The sequence below is a fragment of the Bradyrhizobium sp. GCM10028915 genome (assembly GCF_042666195.1).
Classification (GTDB): Bacteria; Pseudomonadota; Alphaproteobacteria; order Rhizobiales; family Xanthobacteraceae; genus Bradyrhizobium; species Bradyrhizobium canariense_D.
Map to the genome: position 1 here is coordinate 823,628 of NZ_JBHTFN010000044.1, position 23,558 is coordinate 847,185.

At 63.9% G+C, this 23,558-nt stretch carries 17 protein-coding genes; 8 read left to right on the forward strand and 9 right to left on the reverse strand.

The annotated features are described in order from the left end of the window. Positions 1-463: 463 nt before the first annotated feature. The 5 genes from ACFQX9_RS24095 (at position 464) to mdoH (ending at position 8,581) form a co-directional block, all read left to right on the forward strand. Positions 464-2,452, forward strand: a complete 1,989-nt coding sequence (locus ACFQX9_RS24095) for a TonB-dependent siderophore receptor (protein ID WP_377790857.1) — start codon at positions 464-466, stop codon at positions 2,450-2,452. 52 nt (positions 2,453-2,504) lie between these two features. Beyond that, positions 2,505-3,797, forward strand: a complete 1,293-nt coding sequence (fsrB, locus tag ACFQX9_RS24100) for a siderophore utilization protein FsrB (RefSeq protein WP_377790859.1) — start codon at positions 2,505-2,507, stop codon at positions 3,795-3,797. An 81-nt stretch (positions 3,798-3,878) separates the two neighbouring features. Beyond that, positions 3,879-4,706 (forward strand): hypothetical protein, encoded by an 828-nt coding sequence (locus tag ACFQX9_RS24105; protein WP_368508030.1) that lies wholly within the window; start codon positions 3,879-3,881, stop codon positions 4,704-4,706. 276 nt (positions 4,707-4,982) lie between these two features. Next, a complete protein-coding gene (locus ACFQX9_RS24110) occupies positions 4,983-6,449 on the forward strand; it encodes a glucan biosynthesis protein G (RefSeq protein WP_377791057.1) in 1,467 nt (488 codons plus the stop codon). Further along, positions 6,437-8,581: a glucans biosynthesis glucosyltransferase MdoH gene (gene mdoH / locus ACFQX9_RS24115; RefSeq protein WP_204511184.1), complete on the forward strand. Its 2,145-nt coding sequence runs from the start codon at positions 6,437-6,439 to the stop codon at positions 8,579-8,581. Before ACFQX9_RS24110 ends, mdoH begins: the two co-directional genes overlap by 13 nt. A gap of 83 nt (positions 8,582-8,664) precedes the next feature. Here mdoH and ACFQX9_RS24120 read toward each other — a convergent pair whose 3' ends face one another. Beyond that, positions 8,665-9,861, reverse strand: coding sequence for a Xaa-Pro peptidase family protein (locus ACFQX9_RS24120; RefSeq protein WP_204511185.1), 1,197 nt, complete (start codon positions 9,859-9,861; stop codon positions 8,665-8,667). Between the two features lie 455 nt (positions 9,862-10,316). On the opposite strand from ACFQX9_RS24120, the gene ACFQX9_RS24125 reads away from it, so the two are divergent. The 3 genes from ACFQX9_RS24125 to ACFQX9_RS24135 are packed head-to-tail and all read left to right on the forward strand — an operon-like array spanning position 10,317 to position 14,914. Next, a complete protein-coding gene (locus tag ACFQX9_RS24125) occupies positions 10,317-11,336 on the forward strand; it encodes a TRAP transporter substrate-binding protein (RefSeq protein ID WP_018457847.1) in 1,020 nt (339 codons plus the stop codon). 15 nt (positions 11,337-11,351) lie between these two features. Further along, on the forward strand, positions 11,352-13,241 hold the full coding sequence (locus tag ACFQX9_RS24130; RefSeq protein ID WP_204511186.1) for a TRAP transporter large permease subunit: 1,890 nt from the start codon (positions 11,352-11,354) through the stop codon (positions 13,239-13,241). Between the two features lie 23 nt (positions 13,242-13,264). Then, on the forward strand, positions 13,265-14,914 hold the full coding sequence (locus tag ACFQX9_RS24135) for an acyl-CoA synthetase (protein WP_377790863.1): 1,650 nt from the start codon (positions 13,265-13,267) through the stop codon (positions 14,912-14,914). An 88-nt stretch (positions 14,915-15,002) separates the two neighbouring features. Here ACFQX9_RS24135 and ACFQX9_RS24140 read toward each other — a convergent pair whose 3' ends face one another. The 8 genes from ACFQX9_RS24140 to tmk form a co-directional block, all read right to left on the reverse strand. Further along, complete coding sequence (locus ACFQX9_RS24140) at positions 15,003-15,980, reverse strand: TRAP transporter substrate-binding protein (protein WP_204511188.1); 978 nt, start codon at positions 15,978-15,980, stop codon at positions 15,003-15,005. Positions 15,981-16,018: 38 nt separating this feature from the next. Continuing rightward, positions 16,019-17,332, reverse strand: coding sequence for a TRAP transporter large permease (locus ACFQX9_RS24145; RefSeq protein WP_377790865.1), 1,314 nt, complete (start codon positions 17,330-17,332; stop codon positions 16,019-16,021). A 2-nt stretch (positions 17,333-17,334) separates the two neighbouring features. Further along, positions 17,335-17,928 carry a TRAP transporter small permease gene (locus tag ACFQX9_RS24150; protein ID WP_377791058.1) on the reverse strand — a complete coding sequence of 198 codons (594 nt, stop codon included), beginning with the start codon at positions 17,926-17,928 and terminating at the stop codon, positions 17,335-17,337. Between the two features lie 166 nt (positions 17,929-18,094). Then, positions 18,095-18,892, reverse strand: coding sequence for an MBL fold metallo-hydrolase (locus ACFQX9_RS24155; RefSeq protein ID WP_247296751.1), 798 nt, complete (start codon positions 18,890-18,892; stop codon positions 18,095-18,097). Positions 18,893-18,905: 13 nt separating this feature from the next. Then, the gene (locus ACFQX9_RS24160; protein WP_204511191.1) at positions 18,906-19,682 is read right to left on the reverse strand and encodes a TatD family hydrolase; all 777 of its coding nucleotides are present in this window, start codon (positions 19,680-19,682) and stop codon (positions 18,906-18,908) included. Between the two features lie 13 nt (positions 19,683-19,695). Further along, positions 19,696-21,717: a methionine--tRNA ligase gene (gene metG, locus ACFQX9_RS24165; protein WP_377790868.1), complete on the reverse strand. Its 2,022-nt coding sequence runs from the start codon at positions 21,715-21,717 to the stop codon at positions 19,696-19,698. Between the two features lie 110 nt (positions 21,718-21,827). After that, positions 21,828-22,874 carry a DNA polymerase III subunit delta' gene (locus ACFQX9_RS24170; RefSeq protein WP_377790870.1) on the reverse strand — a complete coding sequence of 349 codons (1,047 nt, stop codon included), beginning with the start codon at positions 22,872-22,874 and terminating at the stop codon, positions 21,828-21,830. Continuing rightward, a complete protein-coding gene (tmk, locus tag ACFQX9_RS24175; RefSeq protein ID WP_247390674.1) occupies positions 22,871-23,557 on the reverse strand; it encodes a dTMP kinase in 687 nt (228 codons plus the stop codon). Before tmk ends, ACFQX9_RS24170 begins: the two co-directional genes overlap by 4 nt. Position 23,558: the final 1 nt, after the last annotated feature.

The window sequence follows — 23,558 nt, forward strand, 5'->3', positions numbered from 1 at the left end:
ACTTCGAGACACGACTGAGTGCATTCGTCGCACGCGTTGCGCACGCGTCTGGAGAAATTCTAACGCAGTTCCTATCGCACTCCGAAATCGCCTGCGTTAGGGCGAGGCATCAAAAACGATACCGGCGAAGCCGGCAGTGCGTGGGGCCTCGACAAACGTGACCGATTTCCAACTTGCTTCGCGTGCCGACACGCGTCGTCGGCAGATACAGACTCTCTTCCTCGGAGCGGCCAGCACATTTGCTCTCGTCGTTCCCTTCGGTGCGGTGGAGGCGCAGACGCAGATCCCCGCCGTCACCGTCGAAGCCCCGGCTCAGCGCGCCCGGCCTGCAGCGGTCGCCTCAACGCGACAGTCAGCGGCGACACGCACCGCGCGCGCCAATCGTCGCTCTCCATCGCAGCAAGCTGCGCCAACCCAGTCGCCATCATCGAACGACGCCACCGGTGAACGCTCCAATGGTCCGGTGCGCGGTTTCGTTGCGACGCGCAGCGGCACCGCGACCAAGACGGATACGCCGCTGATCGAAACCCCGCAGTCCGTCTCCGTCGTCACGACCGACCAGGTCAGGAACCAGGGCGCGGTCTCGATCGGCGAGGCGTTGCGCTACACCGCCGGCGTCAGCGGCGACGTCAACGGCGGCTCGGACACGCGCTTCGGCGCCCTCCAGATCCGCGGCTTCGACACCACCATGTCGGGCCTCTATGTCGACGGTTTGCGGATTCCCTCCAGCAATTACGTGCACTTCAACGGCCTCGATCCCTACGGCGCCGAGCGTCTCGAGGTTCTCAAGGGCCCATCCTCGGCGATGTATGGCGGCAGCGGCACCGGCGGCATCCTCAACTACGTGACCAAGCTGCCGACGGCCCAGCAGTTCGGCGAGGTCTCGATCTCGGGCGGCAGCTTCAACCGCTATCAGGGCCAGTTCGACATGGGCGGTCCCGCCAACAAGGAGGGCACCGTGCTGTGGCGCCTGACCGGCGTGGTGCGCGACGGCGAAACCCAGGTCGACTTCACCAAGGACAACCGCGTCTTCATCGCGCCCGCCGTCACGTTCAAGCCGAACGATGACACCACCATCACGATCCTCGCCAACTACCAGCGCGACCGGGCAGGGTGGGGCCTCCAGTTCTTGCCGGCCTCGGGCACGGTGTGGCCAAACAACGGCCGCACCATCCCGGTCTCGTTCTTCGCGGGCGTGCCGAGCTTCAACGCGTTCAACACCGAGATCGCGACCGCCGGCTACCAGCTCTCGCACAATTTCACCGACAACATCACATTCCGGCAGAATTTGCGCTACGCCTACCAGCACAACGAGGAGAAGGTGTTTTTCGGCGGAGGCTATACCGACGAGGCCGCGGGACAGCTCGCCCGTTTCGGCAGCTACAGCAACTCCTACATCGACTCCTTCGCCGTGGACAACCAGCTCCAGGGCAAATTCACCACCGGCTTCCTCAGCCACACCACGCTGGTCGGGATCGACTATCGCAACACCAGATTCCGCGACACCGCCTTTGGCGTCACGACGTCGGCACCCGAGATCAACGTCTTCAATCCGGTCTACAATTACGACTGGACCATGGGCGCCATGAGCGACGACACCGGGGTCAAGCAGTCGCAAGTCGGCCTCTACGCGCAGGACCAGATCAAGCTCGGCCGGCTCTCGTTCCAGCTCGGTGGCCGCCAGGATTTTGTAACGACGCAGGTCGACAGCGGCATCTTCAATACGTCGGTCGCGAAGGATGCGTCGGCCTTCACCGGCCGCGCCGCAATGATGTACAATTTCGACAACGGCATCGCGCCCTATTTCAGCTACTCGGAATCGTTCCTGCCGGTGCTCGCGACCGGCCCGAGCGGAAAGCTGCTCAATCCCGAGACCGGCGTGCAGTACGAGGTGGGCGTCAAGTACCAGCCGCTCGGATGGAACGCGCTGTTCACCTTCGCCGCCTTCGACCTGACGCGCGACAACGTCGTCACCTTTGCGCCTCCGCTCAACATTGCCGAGCAGACCGGTCAAGTGAAATCGCGCGGCCTCGAGCTCGAAGGCACGATGTCGCTCGCCGGCGGCTGGAACTTGCGCGCGGCCTATGCCTATGTCGACGCAACAGTCACGCAGGATCCGGTGAATGTCGGCAAGGCGCCGGTCACCGTGCCGCTCAACCGCGCCTCGCTGTGGAACGACTACACGCTTCAGACCGGGCCGCTCGCGGGCCTGCAGTTCGGCGGCGGCGTCCGCTATGTCGGCGCGACCTGGGGCGATGACGCCAATACATTCAAGGTCGGATCCGCGACCGTGCTGGACGCGCTGCTCGCCTACACCAGGGACAATTGGCGCCTGTCGCTGAACGTCACCAATCTCGCCGACACCCGCTATGTCGCCGCCTGCTACAGCCTGTCGGGCTGCTTCTACGCGGAGGGACGCAAGGCTATCGGCAAGCTGACGTATCGGTGGTGAGGTCTAGAACGGTCCGGCAATGGCGGCCGGGCCCGCTTGATGAGAGAAGACGATGAGAGCGATATTCGGCAAGCTGCATCGCTGGGCGGGACTGCTCACGGCCGGATTCCTGTTCTTCTCCGGCATCACCGGGGCGATCATCTCCTGGGATCACGAGATCGACGAGGTCCTGAACAGCCATCTGTTCGACGTCAGCAGCAAGGGCCCGGCGATTCCCTCGATCGATCTCGCGAAGATGATCGAGCAGCGTGATCCCCGTGCGCGCGTTGTCTACCTCTTCATGACGCCGGAGAAGGGCCACTCGCTGTGGTTCTTCGTCATGCCGCGGATTGATCCCGCGACCGGCAAGCGCTCCGCGCTCGACTACAATCAGATCTTTCTCGACCCCAATACTGGCGCCGAGCTCGGCCGGCGCTATTGGGGCGCGGTGTGGCCGGTGACGCGCGAAAACTTCGTCTCGTTCCTGTACAAGCTGCACTACACCATGCACATCCCGGAATTCTGGGGCAGCGACCGCTGGGGCATGCGCCTGCTCGGCGTGATCGCCATCATCTGGACCATCGATTGCTTCGTCGGCTTCTACCTGACGCTGCCCTCGCGCCGGCGCGCCCGGGCGGCGCGGGCACCCCAGGTGACGCGCCAGCTCGAACGCGGCTTCTGGGCGCGCTGGGCGCCGGCGTGGACCATCAAGACGTCGGGCAGCGCCTACCGGATCAATTTCGATATCCACCGCGCTTTCAGCCTGTGGACCTGGGGCGTGCTCTTCATCATCGCCTTCACGGCGTTCTCGCTGAACCTCTATTTCGAGGTGTTCTCGCCGCTGATGAAAATGGTGTCGAACTACACGCCGACGCCCTATGAGCAGCGGCCGTATCGCGATCTCGACGACCCCATCGAGCCCAAGGTCAGCTTCGCCGACATCGCCGCGCGCGCGGCGGTCGACGGCAAGGGGCGAGGGTGGACCATCCCGGTCGGCTCGGTCAATCACGGCCCGGCCCACGGCGTCTATGCCGCGGCCTTCTTCCACCCCGGCGACGATCACGGCGCCGGCGGCGTCGGCCCGGCGCAGCTCTATTACGACAGCGAGGACGGTCGTCCGATCGGCGAACGGCTGCCCTGGGTCGGCACCGCCGCCGACATCTTCGTACAGGCGCAATTCCCGCTGCATTCGGGCCGCATCGTCGGGCTGTTCGGCCGCATTCTGATCTCGGTCATGGGGCTGGTGGTGGCGGCGCTCTCGGTCACCGGAATCGTGATCTGGTGGCGCAAGCGCCGCGCCCGCGTGCGCGTGCGGGCGACGGCGGCGATGCGCCCGAGCCGGCAGCAGCTGACACCGGCGGAGTAGGGCGTTCGTCCGGCGCGGATGAACCTTCCCGCCCGGCACCGGCACAAAGACTGGAGATCCCCCCGTCTTGCCGGAAATCGCATGAGATCGCTTGCCTTGCTCTGCCTGCTCGTCTTCGCTACGCCCGCCGATGCGGCCACGCCCGAGCAGCATTATCTCGACCTGCGCGATCGCTACATCGCAAAGTTCTCGAAAGCTGCGGAAAACGACGAGACCTATAAGCAGCACGATGCGGCGCTCAACGAGTTGACGGGCGTCCTGCGCAGCCTGGTGGGTCCCGTCGCAATCAAGGGACTGCCGGCCGACGGCAAGACGAATGCGGACACGCTCTTCAAGGGCGACTCCGGCTTTGGCCATCTCGACGGGCTCGGCTTCGCCTCCGAAGGCGACAAGATGCAAGCGGTGGCGACCACGACCGGCTTGCTCAGGCACTGGCTTCGCGAGCACCGCGAGGACGGCATGCCGCAGGAGATCGGCGCGGCGTTCAAATCGGACCGCTTCTACTATCAGGCGATCCAGGACTCCGCCTTCGCCAAATATGCCGAGCTGCCGATCACGAAGCCCGCGGCAGCGAGCGCTGCGGTCGCCGTACTGGGCGTGCGCGGCAATGGCGATTTGAAGGGACCGCCGCATGAAATCGACGTCGTCGCGATCCAGGGCGACAAGGTCTTCTTTCTCGCCGCAAGCGACGCGGTGAAGACGGCTGAGATCCCGGCCTGCGAAAAGGTCTGGAAGCAGATGATGGCCAAACCCATCGACAAGAAAGACCCGCGCGGCGACATCACCCGCGAAGACAACGCGATGACCGCGTACACGGCGTGCTTCGCCAAGGAGGCACCAAGCCAGAGCTGGTATGCGACGGCGGTCAAGAAAGCGCAGAGCCAGCTGGAGTTGCTGCTCGTGCGCTAGAGCGATCATCCAGTTACCTTCGGGGCTACAACGTTGCGCGCCGCCCTGGCTCAAGAATGCGCAATCGGAAATTGCAGCTTGTCCTGCAGGCGCAACCAAGGCCAAGCAGCGCGAAATCGCCCAAGCCCGCTCGACGAGGTCGTCGGCCACACTCCGCCCGGATTCGGCGACGTCCGTGGAACTCGGTCGCGACGAGGGGGTTGCACTGCGGTTGGAACCGAACGGGTAGCACAGTTGAATCGCCGGCAATTCCTGGAAGCCTCGGCATTGACGCCATTGGCGACATTACTACCTGGCGCAGTCTCTGCGGCATCGGCGGCGGAGTTGCCGTTTGGTCCCTCTTATGTCCGCGACCTTGCCCGCAATTTGGCGAGTAAGCCCTTTGCGCCACCAGAGGAAAAGGTCCCGGACGCGCTCAAGGATCTCACCTACGATCAGTACCGGTCAATTCGCTTTCTGCCGGAGCGCGCGGCTTGGCGGAGCGAGAAGCTGCCCTTCGAGGTCCAGTTTTTCCACCGCGGCTTTTTCTATAAGAACAGGGTCGACATTTACGAGGTCGCCGGCGGACGAGCCGTACCGATCAGGTACCGGCGCGACGATTTTGCATTCGGCGACAATATCGGCCAGGTACCGGACGCCGATCTCGGGTTTGCCGGGTTTCGCATTCACGCCCCGATCAATCGCCCCGACTATTACGACGAGGTTTGCGCGTTTCTCGGCGCCAGCTACTTCCGTGCCGTTGCCAAAGGCGAGACCTATGGCCTGTCCGCGCGCGGTCTGTCGATCGATACCGGCGAGAGCAAGGGGGAGGAATTTCCCTTCTTCAAGGCGTTCTGGCTGGAGAAGCCCGCGCCGGGTGCCACATCTGTCGTGGTCCATGCGCTGCTTGACAGCAAGAGCGCTACGGCAAGCTATCGCTTCACGATCAGGCCGGGCGCTCCGACGGTCTTCGACGTGGAGATGTCGCTCTATCCGCGGATCGAGCTGCAGCATGCCGGCCTGGCGCCCATGACAAGCATGTTCTTTTTCGGTCCGAACGACCGACACGATGTCGACGATTTCCGCCCTGCCGTGCACGACTCCGATGGGCTCGCCGTGTTCAACGGAAAGGGCGAGCAACTCTGGCGTCCTCTCAACAATCCGCGCGATCTGCAAGCCAGCACATTCAATGATCTCAATCCTCGCGGCTTCGGCCTGATGCAGCGGGAACGAAACTTCTTTGCCTACGAGGACATCGAATCGCGCTTTGAGCGTCGCCCAAGCCTCTGGGTCGAACCGATCGGAGATTGGGGAGAGGGCAGTGTGGTCCTCTTTGAGATCCCGACCAAGGAGGAAGTTCACGACAACATCGCCGCCTTCTGGCGCCCGAAAACAGCTCTCCAGGCCAAGAGCGAAAACAACTACACCTACCGTCTGCACTGGGGTCCGGACGCGCCGAAGCCCAATTCGCTGGCTCGGTTCACCCGCACAGGCGTTGGCGCGCGGGGCGACGACAGCAAATTGTTCGTGCTCGAAATCGTCGGGGACGGACTGAAGGCGGTCGATCCCAACAAGGTAAGGGGTGCCGTCAGCGCCGACAAATCCGAGATCAAGAACGTCGTCACACAGCCAAACCCGGAAACCGGTGGCTGGCGCCTGAGTTTCCAGTGCGCCGTGAAGGACGCGCCGATCGAGTTGAGGGCGATCTTGATGCAGGGCGAACAGCCGATCTCTGAAGTCTGGGTTTACCGATGGGCGCCCTGACGACCTCGCCCGCGCTCTCGCTTGAGCTTGGCACTCGGTATCTTCCCGACGAAACGCCTCTCCCCATGCAGCCTTGCCGATTGGACCGGACTAACCGTGCCGATCCGGGGCGACTGCGGACCGCCCCTGCCGTTGCAGCGCGACGCCTGTTCATTCTTGGCGGAACGGTCGCGATTACCGCTGCGGGCGCTGTTGAGATGTACGATGTTCTCAAGGTTGGTGGCGTCACGGTCCTCGAAGGCATGGTGTTCGGGCTGTTTCTCGTGCTGCTCGCCTGGATCGCGTTTTCGTTCGTGTCTTCAGTCGCCGGTTTTTTTGTGCTCCTGCGGGGGCGACCGGATGTGCTGCCAATGGACAGCCAGGGTCCGCTGCCCACGATCACCGGCCGAACGGCGATGCTGTTGCCGACCTATAACGAGGATCAGCACCATCTCATGGCGCGACTCCGCGCCATGTACGAGTCGGTCGGCGAAACCGGACAGGACCCGTTGTTCGATTGGTTTCTGCTCAGTGACACGACAGATCCGGACATCTGGATTGCCGAGGAGCTTGCGTTTCTGGAACTGCAGCGCAACTGCGGTTCGGGCCATCTCTACTACCGTCACCGATCCGACAACACCGCCCGAAAGTCCGGCAACATCGCCGAATGGGTGAGGCGGTTCGGTGGCGCCTACGACTACATGATCATTCTCGACGCGGACAGTCTGATGAGCGGAGAGACCATCGTGCGGCTGGCGGGCGCGATGGAATCGAACTCGCAAGCCGCGCTGATTCAAACGCTTCCGATCGTCGTCAATGCGCGAACCCTGATTAGCCGGCTTCAGCAGTTCTCGGGTCGTTTGTACGGCCCGCTGATCGCGGCCGGGAACACCTGGTGGCACGCCTCAGAGGGCAACTACTGGGGACATAACGCCATCATCCGGGTGCAGGCTTTTGCGCAAGAGGCGGGCCTGCCCGAGTTGCGCGGGAGGAAGCCTTTCGGCGGCCATATCCTCAGCCACGATTTTGTCGAAGCCGCACTAATGCGACGAGCGGGATGGGGAATTTTCATGGCTCCAGGTCTCGGCGGGAGTTTCGAGGAGGTGCCCCCGTCGCTTCTGGATTTCGCGGCGCGCGACCGCCGCTGGTGTCAGGGCAATCTCCAGCATCTTGCCGTTCTACCGGCTCGAGGCCTGCACTGGGTCTCCAGGCTTCACCTGTTGACCGGGATCGGATCCTACCTCACCGCGCCGCTGTGGCTGCTGTTTCTATTGCTCGGAATCCTGACCTCCTTGCAGGCCTATTTCGTCAAGCCGGAGTACTTTCCCAAGGGCTTCTCGTTGTTTCCAACGTGGCCCGCACAGGATCCCGTGCTCGCCGCCTGGGTCTTTGCCGCGACAATGGGGCTGCTCATCGTGCCCAAATTGCTGGCCTACCTCGTTTTGCTCACCAAGCGTGCGGAACGGCAGGCATTCGGCGGCGGATTTCGCGTGCTGCTGGCGGTGGTCGCCGAGAGCCTGCTTGCCGCCTTGATCGCCCCCTCCATGATGATCTTTCAATCCACCGCCGTGGCGGAGATCCTGCTGGGCCGTGACGCGGGCTGGCAAGTGCAACGGCGAAGCGATGGCAGGATCACGCGCGACGAAGTCTATCGCAAGTTCACGGTGCCGACCCTATGCGGTCTGGCCATGGCGGCAAGCGCCTACGCCGTGTCGCTCCCGCTGCTGCTCTGGATGTCACCGGTGATCATCGGCCTGGTTTGCGCCATTCCGATCGGTCTCGTCACCTCGACGGCACCGCGAATGGCGCGCCTGTTTGCAACCCCGGAGGACAATCGCGTGCCGGCGCTGCTGCAGAGGGCGAGAGAGCTTGCCAGCCTGGATCGAATCGAGCCACACGGGGCCCTGATCGAACTTAGACAGAATCCCGCGTTGCTGGGACCGCACATGCAGTCCCTCGAAACGCCGCCGCGCAAATCGGGCCAAATCGACATAGATCTCGCGATCGGCCGGGCCAAGATTGAGCAGAGCGACGATTTCGAGGAAGTCGTCAGCAGCCTCAGCGCACGCGAGACGCTTGCCGTGCTGAAGCACCCACACGCCCTCGAGCAGGTCATGCGCATGCCGCGAGCTACCGCTTCCGCGGAAGTCTAGGTCATGGCGGTGTAGGACAGGGGTTGACGACCCGGCTGGGCTTGGGCCGAGAGCGAGATGTCTGCTGTGCGCGCGGTCCCAGCCTACAGCGAACTGCCACCCAAATTCCAGCCGCGACCACCCTCGCCAAAGATCTCGTAACCCGTCGCCGTCACCGCAACCGTGTCCTCGAGCTTGATGAACCCGCGCTTCGGATGCTTCATCGTGGTCTCGATCGACACCACCATGCCAGTTTCGAGCGGCAGCCGCGCATCCGTGTCGTCGTAGGGGATCGGACCTTTGGCCGTCAGGCGAGGGGCCTCGTGGCTGACGAGGCCCATGCCGTGGGCCAAAAACTCCGTGCAGTCGCGCTGGGTGATCTTCGCGAGCTGCCGCTCGGCCGCGACGTAGATGTCGCCGCCCATGGCGCCCGGCCTGACCGCCGCGAAGGCGGCGCGCTGGACCGCCTCGATCTCGGCCAGACAGTCCTTCAGCTCGACATCGGGATCGCCGAGCACGGCCATGCGCGCGAGGTCGCCGATATAGCCGTGATAATTGCCGCCGGAATCGAGCGACAGCACGTCACCTTGCTCCCAGCGCTGCGCCGAGGGCGCCCGGTTGTGGCTGTTGCCGCAGGCGAGCAAGCAGTATTCGAAGGTCAGCCCGCGATTGGCTTCGGCGAGCCGCAAGGCGTCCGACAATTGCTGCTTGGTCGTGCCCGGCCCGTGCCCGGCGATCACCGCCAGCATCGAGGCGATCACCAGTTCGGACGCCGTCTTGAGCTTCGCAAGCTCGTCCGCCGACTTCACCGCCCGCAGCCGCTCCAGCACCAGCAGCGCGTCCTTGAGCTCGGCGCCGGGCAGGGCGTCACTGAGCGCCCGGCCCGCATCCATCGGCAGGAACGCCATCTCGACCCCGACCCGCTTCAGGGGCACGCCGGCATCGCGGATCAGGCTTACGGCCCGCGTAATCGCATCGACCGAGCCGTTGGACTCGGTCCGCACCTGCGCCACCCATGGCGGCGCCACGGCGCGCTGATGGGTTTCCAGACGGTGGCCGACATAAACCGCCTTGTCGGGTGCGCCCTTGGGATAGACCAGCACCGGCAGATAGCGGCTGACGCCGAGCGCATCCATGTAGTCGAAGAAGATCGCGCGCTCGGCACCCAGCAGGTACTGCACATTGTGCTTGGAGGTCGCGACCAGGACGTCGAGCCCGGCAGCCTCCATCAGGCGGTCGAGCTTGGCGGCGTCGAATGGAATGGCGCGCGAGCGGTCTGCGCGGGCGACGTTCTCCTGCATGACGAACCTCCCAATGCTGCCGTGGCGACAACCGCTGCGTCGGTTTGCCCGGGGATTTGTTGGCACAAGTTTGATCCGAAAGAGGGGTTCTGGGTAGCTGCGGAATGATCTGGCCTGACCTGCACAGCCATATCCACGATTCGCATAAGGTATATTATGGAATATCATTATATCAAATCAGATCAGTTATTTAGCTAGAATTCCTCTCATCGCACCTTCGTTCCCGGTCCTTTTCCAGGCTGGCCGTCGGACCTGGTCCCGACTTTGACGGCTACTGTGCATGGGGTTGTTTTTCGGTTTTTGAATCGGGCCGATGCCGCCGAAAGCCGATATTGCCGTGAGGATGTCCGGCTGCAATAAGCGAGGCTTCGCGAGATCGCAGATGACCTTCTGACCTTCCGTCCGTATAGGTTTGCATCTCAGAACAACAACAAACTTTCCGAGGAAGCAGACCCATGAGCTTTTCCCGCCGCACGCTTCTCAAGGCCTCCGCCGCGACCGCGGTCCTGGGCGGCCTCAGTGCGCCCCATGTGGCCCGCGCCCAGAGCGCCGAGTTCACCTACAAATACGCCAATAACCTGCCGGACACGCATCCGCTGAACGTGCGCGCCAAGGAGATGGCCGCGGCGATCAAGGCCGAGACAGGCGGCAAGTTCGACCTCCAGATCTTCCCGAACAACCAGCTCGGGTCTGACACCGACATGCTGAGCCAGATCCGGTCCGGCGGCGTCGAGTTCTTCACGCTGTCGGGGCTGATCCTGTCGACCCTGGTACCGGCGGCGTCTATCAACGGCATCGGCTTCGCGTTCCCGGACTACGGCACGGTCTGGAAGGCGATGGACGGCGATCTCGGCGCCTTTGTCCGCGGCGAGATCAAGAAGGCCGGGCTCGAAGTCATGGACAAGATTTGGGACAACGGCTTCCGCCAGACCACGTCGTCGAGCAAGCCGATCACCCATCCGGACGATCTCAAGGGCTTCAAGATCCGCGTGCCGGTGTCGCCGCTATGGACCTCAATGTTCAAGGCATTCGATGCGGCGCCCGCCTCGATCAATTTCGCCGAGGTCTATTCCGCGCTGCAGACCAGGATCGTCGAGGGCCAGGAGAACCCGCTGGCGATCATCTCGACCGCCAAGCTCTACGAGGTGCAGAAATACTGCTCGCTAACCAACCACATGTGGGACGGCTTCTGGTTCCTGGCCAATCGCAAGGCGTGGAGCAGCCTGCCCGAGGATGTGCGCACCATCGTCGCCAAGAACATCAATGCCGCAGCGCTCAAGGAGCGTGAGGATACCGCCAAGCTCAATGCCAATCTGCAGCAGGAGCTCGCGGGCAAGGGCCTGACCTTCAATCAGCCCGCGGTCGCGCCGTTCCGCGACAAGCTGCGCTCCGCCGGCTTCTATGCCGAGTGGAAAGGCAAATATGGCGACCAGGCCTGGGACCTGCTGGAAAAAGCCGTCGGCAAGCTGTCGTAACGCGTTGGAGCCGTCATGGCTCATCTTGAGGTCGAAGTGAGCGGAGTGGCGGGCGAGGCGGCTGTTCGGTCCCCTCGCCGGCCTTCCTTGCTGGCCTCGACGGAGCGCGCACTCGGTCTCCTCGTCGAAATTCCGGCGGCCATTTTGGTGGTCGCCGAGATTGCGATCCTGTTTGCCGGCGTGGTCGCGCGCTACGGCCTGCACCGGCCGCTGATCTGGTCGGACGAGCTGGCCTCGATCCTGTTCCTGTGGCTCGCCATGCTGGGCGCGGCGGTGGCGTTCCGCCGTTCCGAGCACATGCGCATGACCGCGGTCGTCGCCAGCGCCAGGCCGGCCACGCGGGCCTGGCTCGATCTGGTCGCGACCTGCGCGGCGCTGGCCTTCCTGGCGCTGATCGTCTGGCCGTCCTGGGACTACGCCTACGAGGAAAGCTTCATCACCACGCCGGCGCTGCAGATCTCCAATATGTGGCGCGCCGCGGCATTGCCGGCCGGCATCTGCCTGATGGCGGCGTTCGCGCTGTTGCGGCTGCTGCGCGCAGTCGATTACCGCATGGTGCTGACGGCCGCGGTCGCCGTTGCCGTCGTCGTCGGCTTGTTCTGGCTGGCGCAGCCATATCTGCGGCCGCTCGGCAATCTCAACCTCGTCATCTTCTTCGTCGGCGTCGCCGGCTTCTGCGTCTTTGCCGGCGTTCCCATCGCGTTCGGCTTCGGGCTCGCGATCTTCGGCTATCTGGCACTGACCACGCGCACGCCGGTCATCGTACTGATCGGGCGGATGGACGAGGGCATGAGCCACCTCATTTTGCTCTCGGTGCCGCTGTTCGTATTTTTGGGGCTCCTGATTGAAATGACCGGCATGGCACGGGCCATGGTGGCGTTCCTGGCCAGCCTGCTCGGCCATGTCCGCGGTGGGCTGCATTACGTGCTTGTCGGCGCGATGTACCTGGTCTCCGGCATCTCAGGTGCCAAGGCCGCGGACATGGCCGCGGTCGCGCCCGTGCTGTTCCCGGAGATGAAGCAGCGCGGCGCCAAGCCCGGCGATCTCGTCGCGCTTCTTGCGGCCACCGGCGCGCAGACCGAAACCATTCCGCCGAGTCTCGTGCTGATCACGATCGGATCGGTCACGGGCGTCTCGATCGCCGCTTTGTTCACCGGCGGCCTGCTGCCCGGGGTGGTGCTGGCGATCACGCTGTGCATGCTGGTGTGGTGGCGCTACCGCCACGAGGACATGAGCCATGTCCGTCGCGCCACAGGCGGCGAGATCGGCAAGACCTTCGTCATCGCCCTGCCCGCGCTCGCGCTGCCCTTCGTGATCCGCTACGCCGTGGTCGAAGGCATCGCGACCGCCACCGAAGTCTCCACCATCGGCATCGTCTATGGCGCCCTGGTCGGCCTCCTGGTCTACCGCCGCTTCGACTGGCGGCGGCTGTTTCCGATGCTGGTCGAAACCGCGGCGCTGTCGGGCGCGATCTTGCTGATCATCGGCACGGCGACCGGCATGGCCTGGGGCCTGACGCAATCAGGGTTCTCGCGCTCGCTGGCGTCGGCCATGACCGGACTGCCGGGCGGCGCGGCGACCTTCATCGCCGTCTCGATCCTGGCCTTCACCATCCTCGGCAGCGTGCTCGAGGGCATCCCGGCGATCGTGCTGTTCGGGCCGCTGTTGTTTCCGATTGCGCGTGCGGTCGGCGTGCACGAGGTGCACTATGCCATGGTGATCATTCTCGCCATGGGTATCGGGCTATTCGCCCCGCCCTTCGGGGTCGGTTATTATGCCGCCTGCGCCATCGGACGCGTCGATCCGGCCGAAGGCATCAGGCCGATCTGGGGCTATCTGCTGGCGCTGCTGGTAGGATTGATCGTGGTCGCCGTCTTTCCGTGGATCTCCATCGGATTCCTGTAGGCCGGCGCGTAAGGGAGGTGTCGATGAGCGAGCGGCAGAACCAGTACAATATCGGCCTCGACAAGACGCCCGCCAACTACGTGCCGCTGAGCCCGTTGAGCTTTCTCACACGCAGCGCCGCGGTCTATCCCGATCACGTCAGCACGGTCTACGAGGGGCGCAGCTTCACCTGGCGCGAGACGCATGAGCGTTGCAAGCGCTTTGCTTCGTACCTTGCCGGCAAGGGCATCGGCGTCGGCGACACCGTCGCGGCGATGCTGCCGAACATTCCGGCGATGAACGAGGTGCATTTCGCCGTCCCCATGACGGGTGCGGTGCTCAATGCGCTGAACATCCGGCTGGATGCACCTTCGATCGCATTTCAGCTCGACCATGGCGGCGCCAGGATCATTCTGGTCGACCCCGAATTTTCCGGCGTGATCACCGATGCGCTGTCACAGATGAGTGGCCCAAAACCGTTCGTGATCGACGTCGACGACGCCGCCTTCAAAGGCGGCGGGCGCATCGGCGAGATCGAGTACGAGGCCGCGCTCGCGCAAGGCGATCCTGACTTCGCGGCGATCCTGCCGGGCGATGAATGGGATGCGATCGCGCTGAGCTACACCTCGGGCACCACGGGAAATCCCAAGGGGGTCGTCACCCATCACCGCGGCGCCTATCTGAACGCCGTCAGCAATATTCTCGCGGGCCAACTCGGCCAGCATCCGGTGTACCTCTGGACGCTGCCGATGTTCCACTGCAACGGCTGGTGCTTCCCCTGGACCATCGCAGCCGCCGCCGGCATCAACGTCTGCCTGCGCAAGGTCGAGCCGACGAAAATCTTCGAGCTGATCAAGCAGCACGGCGTCACCCATATGTGCGGCGCGCCGATCGTCTACAACACGCTGATCAACGCGCCCGATGCACCGAAGGGCGATGCCGCGCGCCGCGTCGTCGGCCTGATCGCCGGTGCCGCGCCGCCGGTCGCGGTGCTCGAGGGCGCCGAGAGCATCGGCATCAAGCTGACGCACGTCTATGGCCTGACCGAGGTCTACGGCCCCGCTTCCGTCTGCGCCGAGCAGCCTGGCTGGGATGATCTGCCCGCAGCCGAGCGCGCCAGCCTGAAGCGGCGGCAGGGCGTGCCCTACCCGCTCGAGGAAGCCGTCACCGTCATCGATCCGCAGACCATGAGGCAAGTACCGCGCGACGGCGAGACCATCGGCGAGGTCATGTTCCGCGGCAACATCGTGATGAAGGGCTACCTCAAGAACGACAAGGCGACGCAGGAAGCCTTCGAGGGCGGCTGGTTTCACACCGGCGATCTCGGCGTGCTCGACGCGCACGGCTACGTCATCATCAAGGATCGCTCGAAGGACATCATCATCTCCGGCGGCGAGAACATTTCCTCGGTCGAGGTCGAGGACATTCTCTACAAGCACCCGGCCGTGCTGTTCGCCGCCGTGGTCGCAAAGCCCGATCCGAAATGGGGCGAAGTGCCCTGCGCCTTCGTCGAGCTGAAGGACGGCGCAAGCGCGAGCGAAGCCGATATCATCGCCTTCTGCCGCTCGCATATGAGCGGCTTCAAGACGCCGAAGGCCGTGGTGTTCGGGCCTATCCCGAAAACGTCGACGGGAAAGATCCAGAAATTCCTGCTGCGCAACGAAGCGGGATCGGCGAAGGCAATCTCGAACTGAGCTTGTCTCGACCTCCGCGGCGGTTGGGTGTCGCCGCGAAATCATTGCGTAGTTTCGACTAGTCGGCTTCGCCGAGGCCCCGTCGTCCTCACATCTTCTTGTAGGCGTCAACCAGCGCCTGGCCGTCGGCTCCCGCCTTCTTGAGCCAGTCGGCAGTGAGCTGCTCGCCAATCTTCTGGAAGCCGGCCTTCAGGGCCGGGCTCGGCGGCTCGACCGTCATGCCCTTTGCCTTGAGCTGATCGATGTACCAGGTGCTCTTGTCCTGCCAGGCCTTCCAGCCGCGGGTTTCCGCGATCGCGGCGGCCTTGAGGATGGCCTCCTGGGTCGGCTTGTCGAGCGCCTCGAACGCAGCCTTGTTGACGAAGGTGTAGTCCTTCGGGATCCAGGCTTGCACGTCATAGAAGTACTTCAGCGACTCCCATGCCTTCGCATCGTAGCCCGTGCCGCCTGACGACATGAAGGAGTTCACGACGCCGGTCGCAAGTGCCTGCGGCAGCTCGGCGGCTTGAATGGTGACCGACTGCGCGCCAACCAGCTCGCCGATGCGCGCGGTCCCAACGTTGTAGGCCCGCCATTTCAGGCCCTTCATGTCTTCGATGGTCGCAAGCGGCTTGCTGACATAGACGCCCTGCGGCGCCCACGGCACGACGAACAGGAGCTTCAGACCCTGCGCATCGAGCTTCTTGGTAATCAGCGGCTTCGACGCCTGGTACAGCTTCATGGCATCCGGGAAGCTGGTCGCCAGAAACGGCACGACGTCGACGCCGAATACCGGATCCTCGTTCTCGTGGATCGACAGCAAGACTTCGCCCATCTGCGCCTGCCCGGTCATCACCGCGCGCTTGATGTCGGGCGCCTTGAACAGTGAGGCGCCCGGATGAACCGTGATCTGGAGCTTGCCGGACGTGCCGGCTTCGACGTCCTTGGCGAACGCGACGAGATTCTCGGAGTGCGGATTGTCGGCCGGATATGCCGCCGGCAGATTCCATTTGGTCTGAGCCAAAGCGGGTGTCGCAGCCAGCACGGCGCTGGCGATCAAGGATGCGCGGAATAAACGAGACATCATCGGGCTTCTCCTCACAGTCAATTTCAAAACCGGTACGCTCAGTCTGGGAAAGCAAGCTTGGGCAGGAACATCACGATCTGCGGATATTCCGTGATGATGAACACGGCGGCGAGCAACAGGACGAAGAACGGGAACGCCGCCCGCGCGACGGTCAAGGTATCACGCCCGCTCATGTTCTGGAGCACGAACAGATTGAAACCGACCGGCGGCGTGATCTGCGCCATCTCCACGTGGATGATGAGATAGACGCCGAACCAGACCAGGTCGAGACCGGCCTGCTTGACCATCGGCAGCACGATCACGGCGGTCAGAACGATCATCGAGATGCCGTCGATCAGGCATCCCAGGATGATGTACATGATGCTCAGATACAGCGCGAGCATGCCCGGCGTCAGCTGCTGGCCCTGGACCCAGGTGGCGAGCGCCGCCGGAATGCCCGTATAGGCCATCGCTGCGGTCGTGTAGGCAGCGCCTGCCAGGATCAGCATGATCATGCAGGTCAGGCGCGTCGCGCTCATGATGCTCTCGAGGAAGTTCTTGCGCGTGAGCGTGCGGCTCCACCACGCCAGCAGCAAAGCGCCGCTGACACCCCAGGCCGCACACTCGGTCGCGGTCGCAAACCCCAGCACGAGCGAGAGGAAGACGGCCAGGATCAGCAGCAGGCACGGAACGAGCTTGGCCGACTCCTGGAGCTTCCGCCGAAACGACATCGGAGGGTCACGCGGCGGAATCTTGCTGGGGTTCAGCAGCGACCAGACGATGATGTAGCCGGAATAGAGCACCATCACGAGCACGCCGGGCAGGAAGCCGCCGAGGAACACCTGAAGCACGGAGACATTCGCCGTGACCGCATAGACCACCATCGGGATCGACGGCGGGATCAGCAGGCCGAGCGTGCCGGAGCCCGCGAGCGAGCCTAGACTCAAGCCCTTATCGTAACCACGCTTGTCCAGTTCGGGCAGCGCGATCTTGCCGATGGTCGCACAGGTCGCCGCCGACGAACCCGACACTGCCGCGAAGATGCCGCAGCCGATCACGTTGACATGGGTCAGACGCCCCGGCAGCCACTGCACCCAGGGCGACAGGCCCCGGAACATTTCCTCGGATAATTTGGTGCGGAAGAGGATCTCGCCCATCCAGATGAACAACGGCAGCGCAGCCAGCGTCCATGACGAGCTTGCGCTCCATGTCGTGGTCGCAAGCACGGAGCCGAGCGGCAGGCTCGTGGTCAGCGCCATGGCCACGAAGCCGACGAGCCCCAGCGAAACCGCGATCCAGATGCCACTTCCCAGCAGCACGATCATGACGCCGAGCAGAATGAACGATAGTTCGAGCATGCCGAGATGGGCCATCGTCAACCTCCGCCGCCCTGCGATATCCGCTCGATGAATTCGTCCGGAGTCTCGTCCGGCGAGCCCTTCTCGTAGCTCGGCCGGTTGCCGCTGATGACACTGACCATTTCATCAATGAGCGCGATCGAGAGGATCACGAGTCCGCCGGAAAACCCGAGCTGCGGAATCCAGAGCGGAAGCGCGACGACGCCCTGCGCCACGTCGTTGAAGCGCCAGGAATCGTAGGTCATCTGCACGGCATGCCGGGTGAAATAGAGGATGAAAGCGGCGGCAATACCAAGGGCCACGACCTCCGCCACCTGTTTGGAGCGCCCATCCAGACGCTCCAGCAACAGGCCGACCCGGATCATCTCTCCGCGCTTGAAGGTGTGAGCGAGGCCGAGGAATGCCATCGCGGCCATGCACCATGAGGCGAAATCATCGCCGGCGGGAATGTTGACCGCAAACTGGCGCCCGATCGACATGATCATCATGATTGCAAAGATCGCAACCATGAAGGCGCCGGCGGCGTAGCCCGCACCGAGATAAAGGAGATCTAGCGCGCGTCGCACCGGCCCCCGGCTCGTGACATCGTCCCCTGCCAACGCGATCCCCATCCTCATACGAAGCGATTCAGAAGGTCCCGGCGATCGCACGTCGCGCGCCGGTCCTGCATGAATATCGCCCCTGCCCAGCGCCTGTCTTTCAGGACGTTAGATCAACATGATGGGGCTAGCGCAAGCAAGGAGTATGCCGGCTCTCGCCGGAATTTCCCCCGCAGGTTCAGCGGGTCTCCAGCCGCAGCCCGTCATACGCGGGCACCACTCCCGCCGGCAGCGACTGCCGGATCACCTCATAATCGACGTCGGCCGTCATGTTGGTGATGACGGCGCGCTTCGGCTTGAAGCGCTCGATCCAGGACAACGCGTCGTTGATGCTGAAATGGCTGACATGGCTGGTGTAGCGCAGGCCATCGACGATCCAGAGATCCAGATTTTCCAGCGCGCTCCAGCTCTCGCGTGGGATGTCGTTGAGATCGGGCGTGTAGGCGGCATCGCCGATGCGATAGCCCAGCGCGGGAATGTTGCCGTGCTGCACCAGGAAGGCCGTCATCGTCACCGGGCCGCCCTTCCCCTGGATGGTCTGGCTGTCACCGGCCTCGATCGACTGCGCCGTCAGGATCGGCGGATAGTCGCTGCCCGCCGGTGAGACGAAGCAATAGGAGAACCGCGACATGATGTCGTTCGCAGTCGTCTGATTGAGATAGGTCGGAATCCGCCGGCGCATGTGCATCACGACCGAACGCAGGTCGTCCATGCCGTGGGTCTGATCGGCGTGCTCGTGGGTCAGGAACACGGCATCGATGTGGTCGACATTGGTCGAGAGCAATTGCTCGCGCAGGTCAGGCGAGGTGTCGATCACGATACGCGTGGTGCCCTCGCCCGATGTCTGCTCGACCAGCAGCGAACAGCGGCGACGGCGGTTCTTGGGATTGTTGGGATCGCAGGCACCCCAGCCGAGTGCCGGACGCGGCACGCCGGCGGAGGAGCCGCAGCCCAGGATCGTCAGCGTCAGCGTCATGCGGCTCCCAGTTCTAAGGTTTCACCCTGGAGAACAGGCGAAAGAAGTTTTCGCTTGTCTGGCGCGAGATCTCGTCAAACGACACGCCGCGTGTTTCGGCGAGCACTTTTGCGACCTCGACCACATAGGCCGGTTCGTTGCGCTTGCCCCGGAACTTGCCCGGCGCAAGGTAGGGCGAGTCTGTTTCAACCAGAATACGGTCGGACGGCAGTTCGGCCGCAAGCGCGCGCAAGGCCTCGGACTTCTTGAAGGTCAGGATGCCCGTGAAGCCGATATAGAGCCCGAGCGAGACCGCCTTCAGCGCCAGCTCGCGCCCGCCGGTGTAACAATGCAACACCGCGCGAAACGATCCCTTTGCCGTCTCCTCTTCAAGGATACGGCCGCAATCCTGGTCAGCCTCGCGGGTGTGGATCACCAGCGGCAGGCCGGTGGCGCGGGCGGCGGCGATGTGGGCACGAAAGCCCCTCGCCTGCGCCTCCGGCGAGCCGTTGTCGTAGAAATAGTCGAGCCCGGCTTCGCCGAGCGCGACGACCTTGGGATGCTGCGTCAAAGCGATCAGCTCGTCCGGCGCGATGCCGTCTTCTTCATCAGCGTTATGCGGATGGGTGCCGACCGAGCAATAGACGTCGTCATAGCGCTCGGAGATGGCCAAAAGCTGGTTCAGTTTCCTCACCCGCGTCGAGATCGTGACCATGCGGCCGATGCCGGCCGCTCGCGCCCGCGACACGATCCCGTCGAGATCCTCCGCAAAATCCGGAAAATCCAAATGGCAGTGGCTGTCGACCAGCATGGTGCGAACGCCTTTAGGCTGCCGGCTCGATATAGCGGGGGAAGGCCGGCGTCGGCGCGGGCAGCGTCGTACCGGGCGCGATGCGCGTTGCGCCACCAAGCGCGGCGAAGTTGCGCTCCGCTTCGGGGATACCGAGGCTGTTCAGCAGCAATCCCGAGGCCGTCGGCATCGCCGGCTGGGCCAGGATTGCGATCTGGCGCACGACTTCGGCGGTGACGTAGAGCACCGTCCTCTGCCTGACAGGATCGGTCTTGGCGAGCGCCCACGGCGCTTCGCCCGCGAAATAGCGGTTGGCTTCCGCGACCACGGCCCACACGGCATTGAGCCAGTGATGGATTTGCTGCGTCGCCATCGCTTCGCGGGACGCCGCGAGCATGTCGTCAGCCTGTGACAGGATCGCCTTGTCGTTATCGCTGAATTCGCCGGGCTCCGGGAGCACGCCGCCGAGCTGCTTCGCGATCATCGACAGCGAGCGCTGCGCGAGATTGCCGAGATCGTTGGCGAGATCGGCATTGATGCGCGCGACGATGGCCTCGTGATTGTAGTTGCCGTCCTGGCCGAACGGCACCTCGCGCAGAAAGAAATAGCGCATCTGGTCGACGCCGTACTGGTCGGCGAGGTTAAAGGGATCGACCACGTTGCCGACCGACTTCGACATCTTCTCGCCCCTGCTGAACAGGAAGCCATGGGCATAGACCCGCTTCGGGAGGGGGATCCCGGCCGACAGCAGGAAAGCCGGCCAGTACACCGCATGGAAGCGGATGATGTCCTTGCCGATGATGTGCACGTCGGCAGGCCAATAACGCCAGTTGTTGTCGCTCTCGTCGGGGAAGCCGACGCCGGTGATGTAGTTGGTGAGCGCGTCGACCCAGACATACATCACGTGATCCTCGTCGCCGGGCACCTTGACACCCCAGTCGAACGTCGTGCGCGAGATCGAGAGGTCGCGCAGGCCACCCTTGACGAAGCTCACCACCTCGTTCTTGCGAGAGTCGGGCCCAATGAAATTGGGCTGCGTCTCGTACAGCTTGAGCAGCTTGTCCTGATAGGCCGACAGGCGGAAGAAGTAGCTCTTCTCCTCGACCCATTCGACCGGCGTGCCCTGCGGCCCTAGCCTCACGCCGTCCTCGTTCAGGCGCGTCTCGTCCTCCGCGTAATAGGCTTCGTCGCGCACGGAATACCAGCCGGCATAGATGTCGGCATAGATATCCCCGTTCGCTTCCATGCGCCGCCAGATCTCCTGGCTGGAGCGGTGATGCTGCTCCTCGGTGGTGCGGATGAAGCGGTCGAACGACACGTTCAGGCGCTCGTCCATTTGCTTGAAACGGCCGGCATTGCGGGCGGCGAGCTCCGAGACGGACATTTTTTCGCCGGCCGCGGTCTGAACCATCTTCTGGCCGTGCTCGTCGGTGCCGGTCAGGAAGAACACATCCTTGCCGTCGAGTCGCGCGAAGCGCGCCAACGTATCGGTCGCGATCGCCTCATAGGCGTGGCCGATATGCGGGCTGCCATTGGGATAGGCGATCGCAGTCGTGATGTAGAAGACGTTGTCGCGCGCGGGGACGGCCACGGGCGTGTTGGCGTGCGGCGCTGCGATGGACTTCGGCGCGCGCGGGGCCTTGGGTTTCGATACATCGGGCTTCGCAGTCTTCGGCGGCGTCGCGACAGGAGCTGGTGCGGCGGTCACTGCGGGCGCAGCCACCCTCGCCGTCTTGGCTATCTTCTTCGCCGGGGCCTTGTTTTTCGCCGAGGCCTTGTTCTTCGCCGAAGCCTTGGCTGGCTTTTTGGTTCCTGTCTTCACCGTCTTCTTGGCGACGACCTGCTTCTTCGCTGCCTTCTTTGCCGTCTTCGCGGCGCTCTTCTTCCCGGTTTTTTTGGCGGCCGTCTTTTTGGTCTTCGTGGCTTTCTTGACGTTCTTAGCAGCTTTGCGCGCGCGCGCGTTCACGGCCTTCTTCGCGCCTTTCTTGACGACCTTGGTGGCAGCCTTCTTCTTGCTGCTCTTGCCCTTAGCGATTTTCTTAGCTCGCGCTGCCACGACGAATTCCTTTACCGGCTTCTCGAAATTGGGAAACGAACCTGCGTTAGTTTATTGTCTTGAGCACGATCCTATCGGAAAAACCGCTGCACACTTTTCCGGATCATGCTCTAGCGCGTTGCGTCCGCCAGCCAGCCGAACACCGAGAAGACCAAGGGCTTTCGCTCCAGATTATAGGTTTCGGTGTCGCGCGCGGCGCGGACGATCTTTTCCCATACCTCAGCTAGGCGCGCAAGGCGCGGCAGGTTCTGGTTGGCATTGGCCTCGTCGGCGTGCAGGCGTTCCGCGATCCAGCGATCGATGCCGTCGATGAAGGCGGCAAGCGCAACGCGGTCGCTGGTGCCCAGCGAATCGCCGAGCGTATGCAATTCGCGCGGATCGACCTGCGGCAGTCGCGCCAGCAGCGCGGCCGTGCGCTGCTGAAGCTTCAGGGCGTCACCGCCGAGCAGCGTCAGCGCCCGCGCGACGCTGCCCTCGGACGCCTCCGCCGCCTCGCGCAACGCCGGATCGTTCGGGTCGAGATCGGCAGCGGTTGCGGCTGCAGCAATCACGTCGTCGGTTGCGAGCGCGCGGAGACGCAGCTTGCGGCAGCGCGATTGGATCGTGGCGAGCACGCGCGCCGGCGCGTGGCTCACCAGCAGGAACAGCGATTGCTGCGGCGGCTCCTCGAGAATTTTCAGCAGCGCGTTGGCGGCATTCGGATTGAGCTCGTCGACGGTGTCGACGATGCAGACGCGCCAGCCTTCGGCTGTCGCGGTCGAGCCGAAGAAACCGATCGTCTCGCGCGTTTCGTCCACGGTGATCACGGTGCGCATTACGCCGCGGTCGTTGGCGGTGCGCTCCAGCGTCAGCAGGCCACCGTGCGAACTCGCAGCAACCTGCCGTGCCACGGCGTGATCGGGATTGATGGCGAGGTCTTCGGCGCGCTGCACGGAAGGCGCCAGCGGCTGGCCGTGAGCGAGCACGAAGCGCGCCATCCGATACGCCAGCGTCGCCTTGCCGATGCCTTGCGGCCCGCCGATCAGCCAGGCGTGCGGGATGCGCCCGCTGCCATAGGCGGCGAGCAGCGCGGTCTCGGCCTCGCGATGGCCGAACAGAACGCTCGTCTCGCGCGGATGAGACATGGCAGTTTCGCGCTCGGTCTGACGCGGGCTCATATGGACACCACCGTTGCCGGCGTCGGGAGCAGGCGATCACGCATCGCGATCCAGATGCGTCCGGCAACCGTGTCGGGATCGGAATTGGCGTCGATCAGCACGCAGCGCGCGGGATCGTCCGACGCGATCTTGCGATAGGCTTCGCGCAGGCCCTGATGGAAACCGAGCTTCTCGGCCTCGAACCTGTCCGGCGTGCCGCTGCCGCGGCGCGCGGCCGCGCGCTGCAGGCCGATCTCGACCGGCAGGTCGAGGATGATGGTGAGGTCCGGCTTGAGATCGCCGATCGTGACCCGCTCCATCGCGTTGATCAGCGCGGCCGGCACGCGGCCGAGGCTGCCCTGATAGGCCCGCGTCGAGTCGGCGAAGCGGTCGCACAGCACCCACGTGCCCTGGTTGAGCGCTGGCTGGATCACGGTGTGGACATGATCGTCGCGGGCGGCCGCGAACAGCAGCGTCTCGGCTTCGGGTCCGAGCAGCTTGCCCATGCCTGACAGCACCAGATGGCGCATGATCTCGGCGCCCGGCGAGCCGCCCGGCTCGCGCGTGACGAGGATACGCATCCTGGCGGCCTTGAGACGGTCGGCGAGCTTCTTGATCTGGGTCGACTTGCCCGTCCCCTCGCCGCCTTCAAAGGTGACGAAACGCCCGCGTCCGGACGGCCACTTTACCGCGCTTTCACTCATG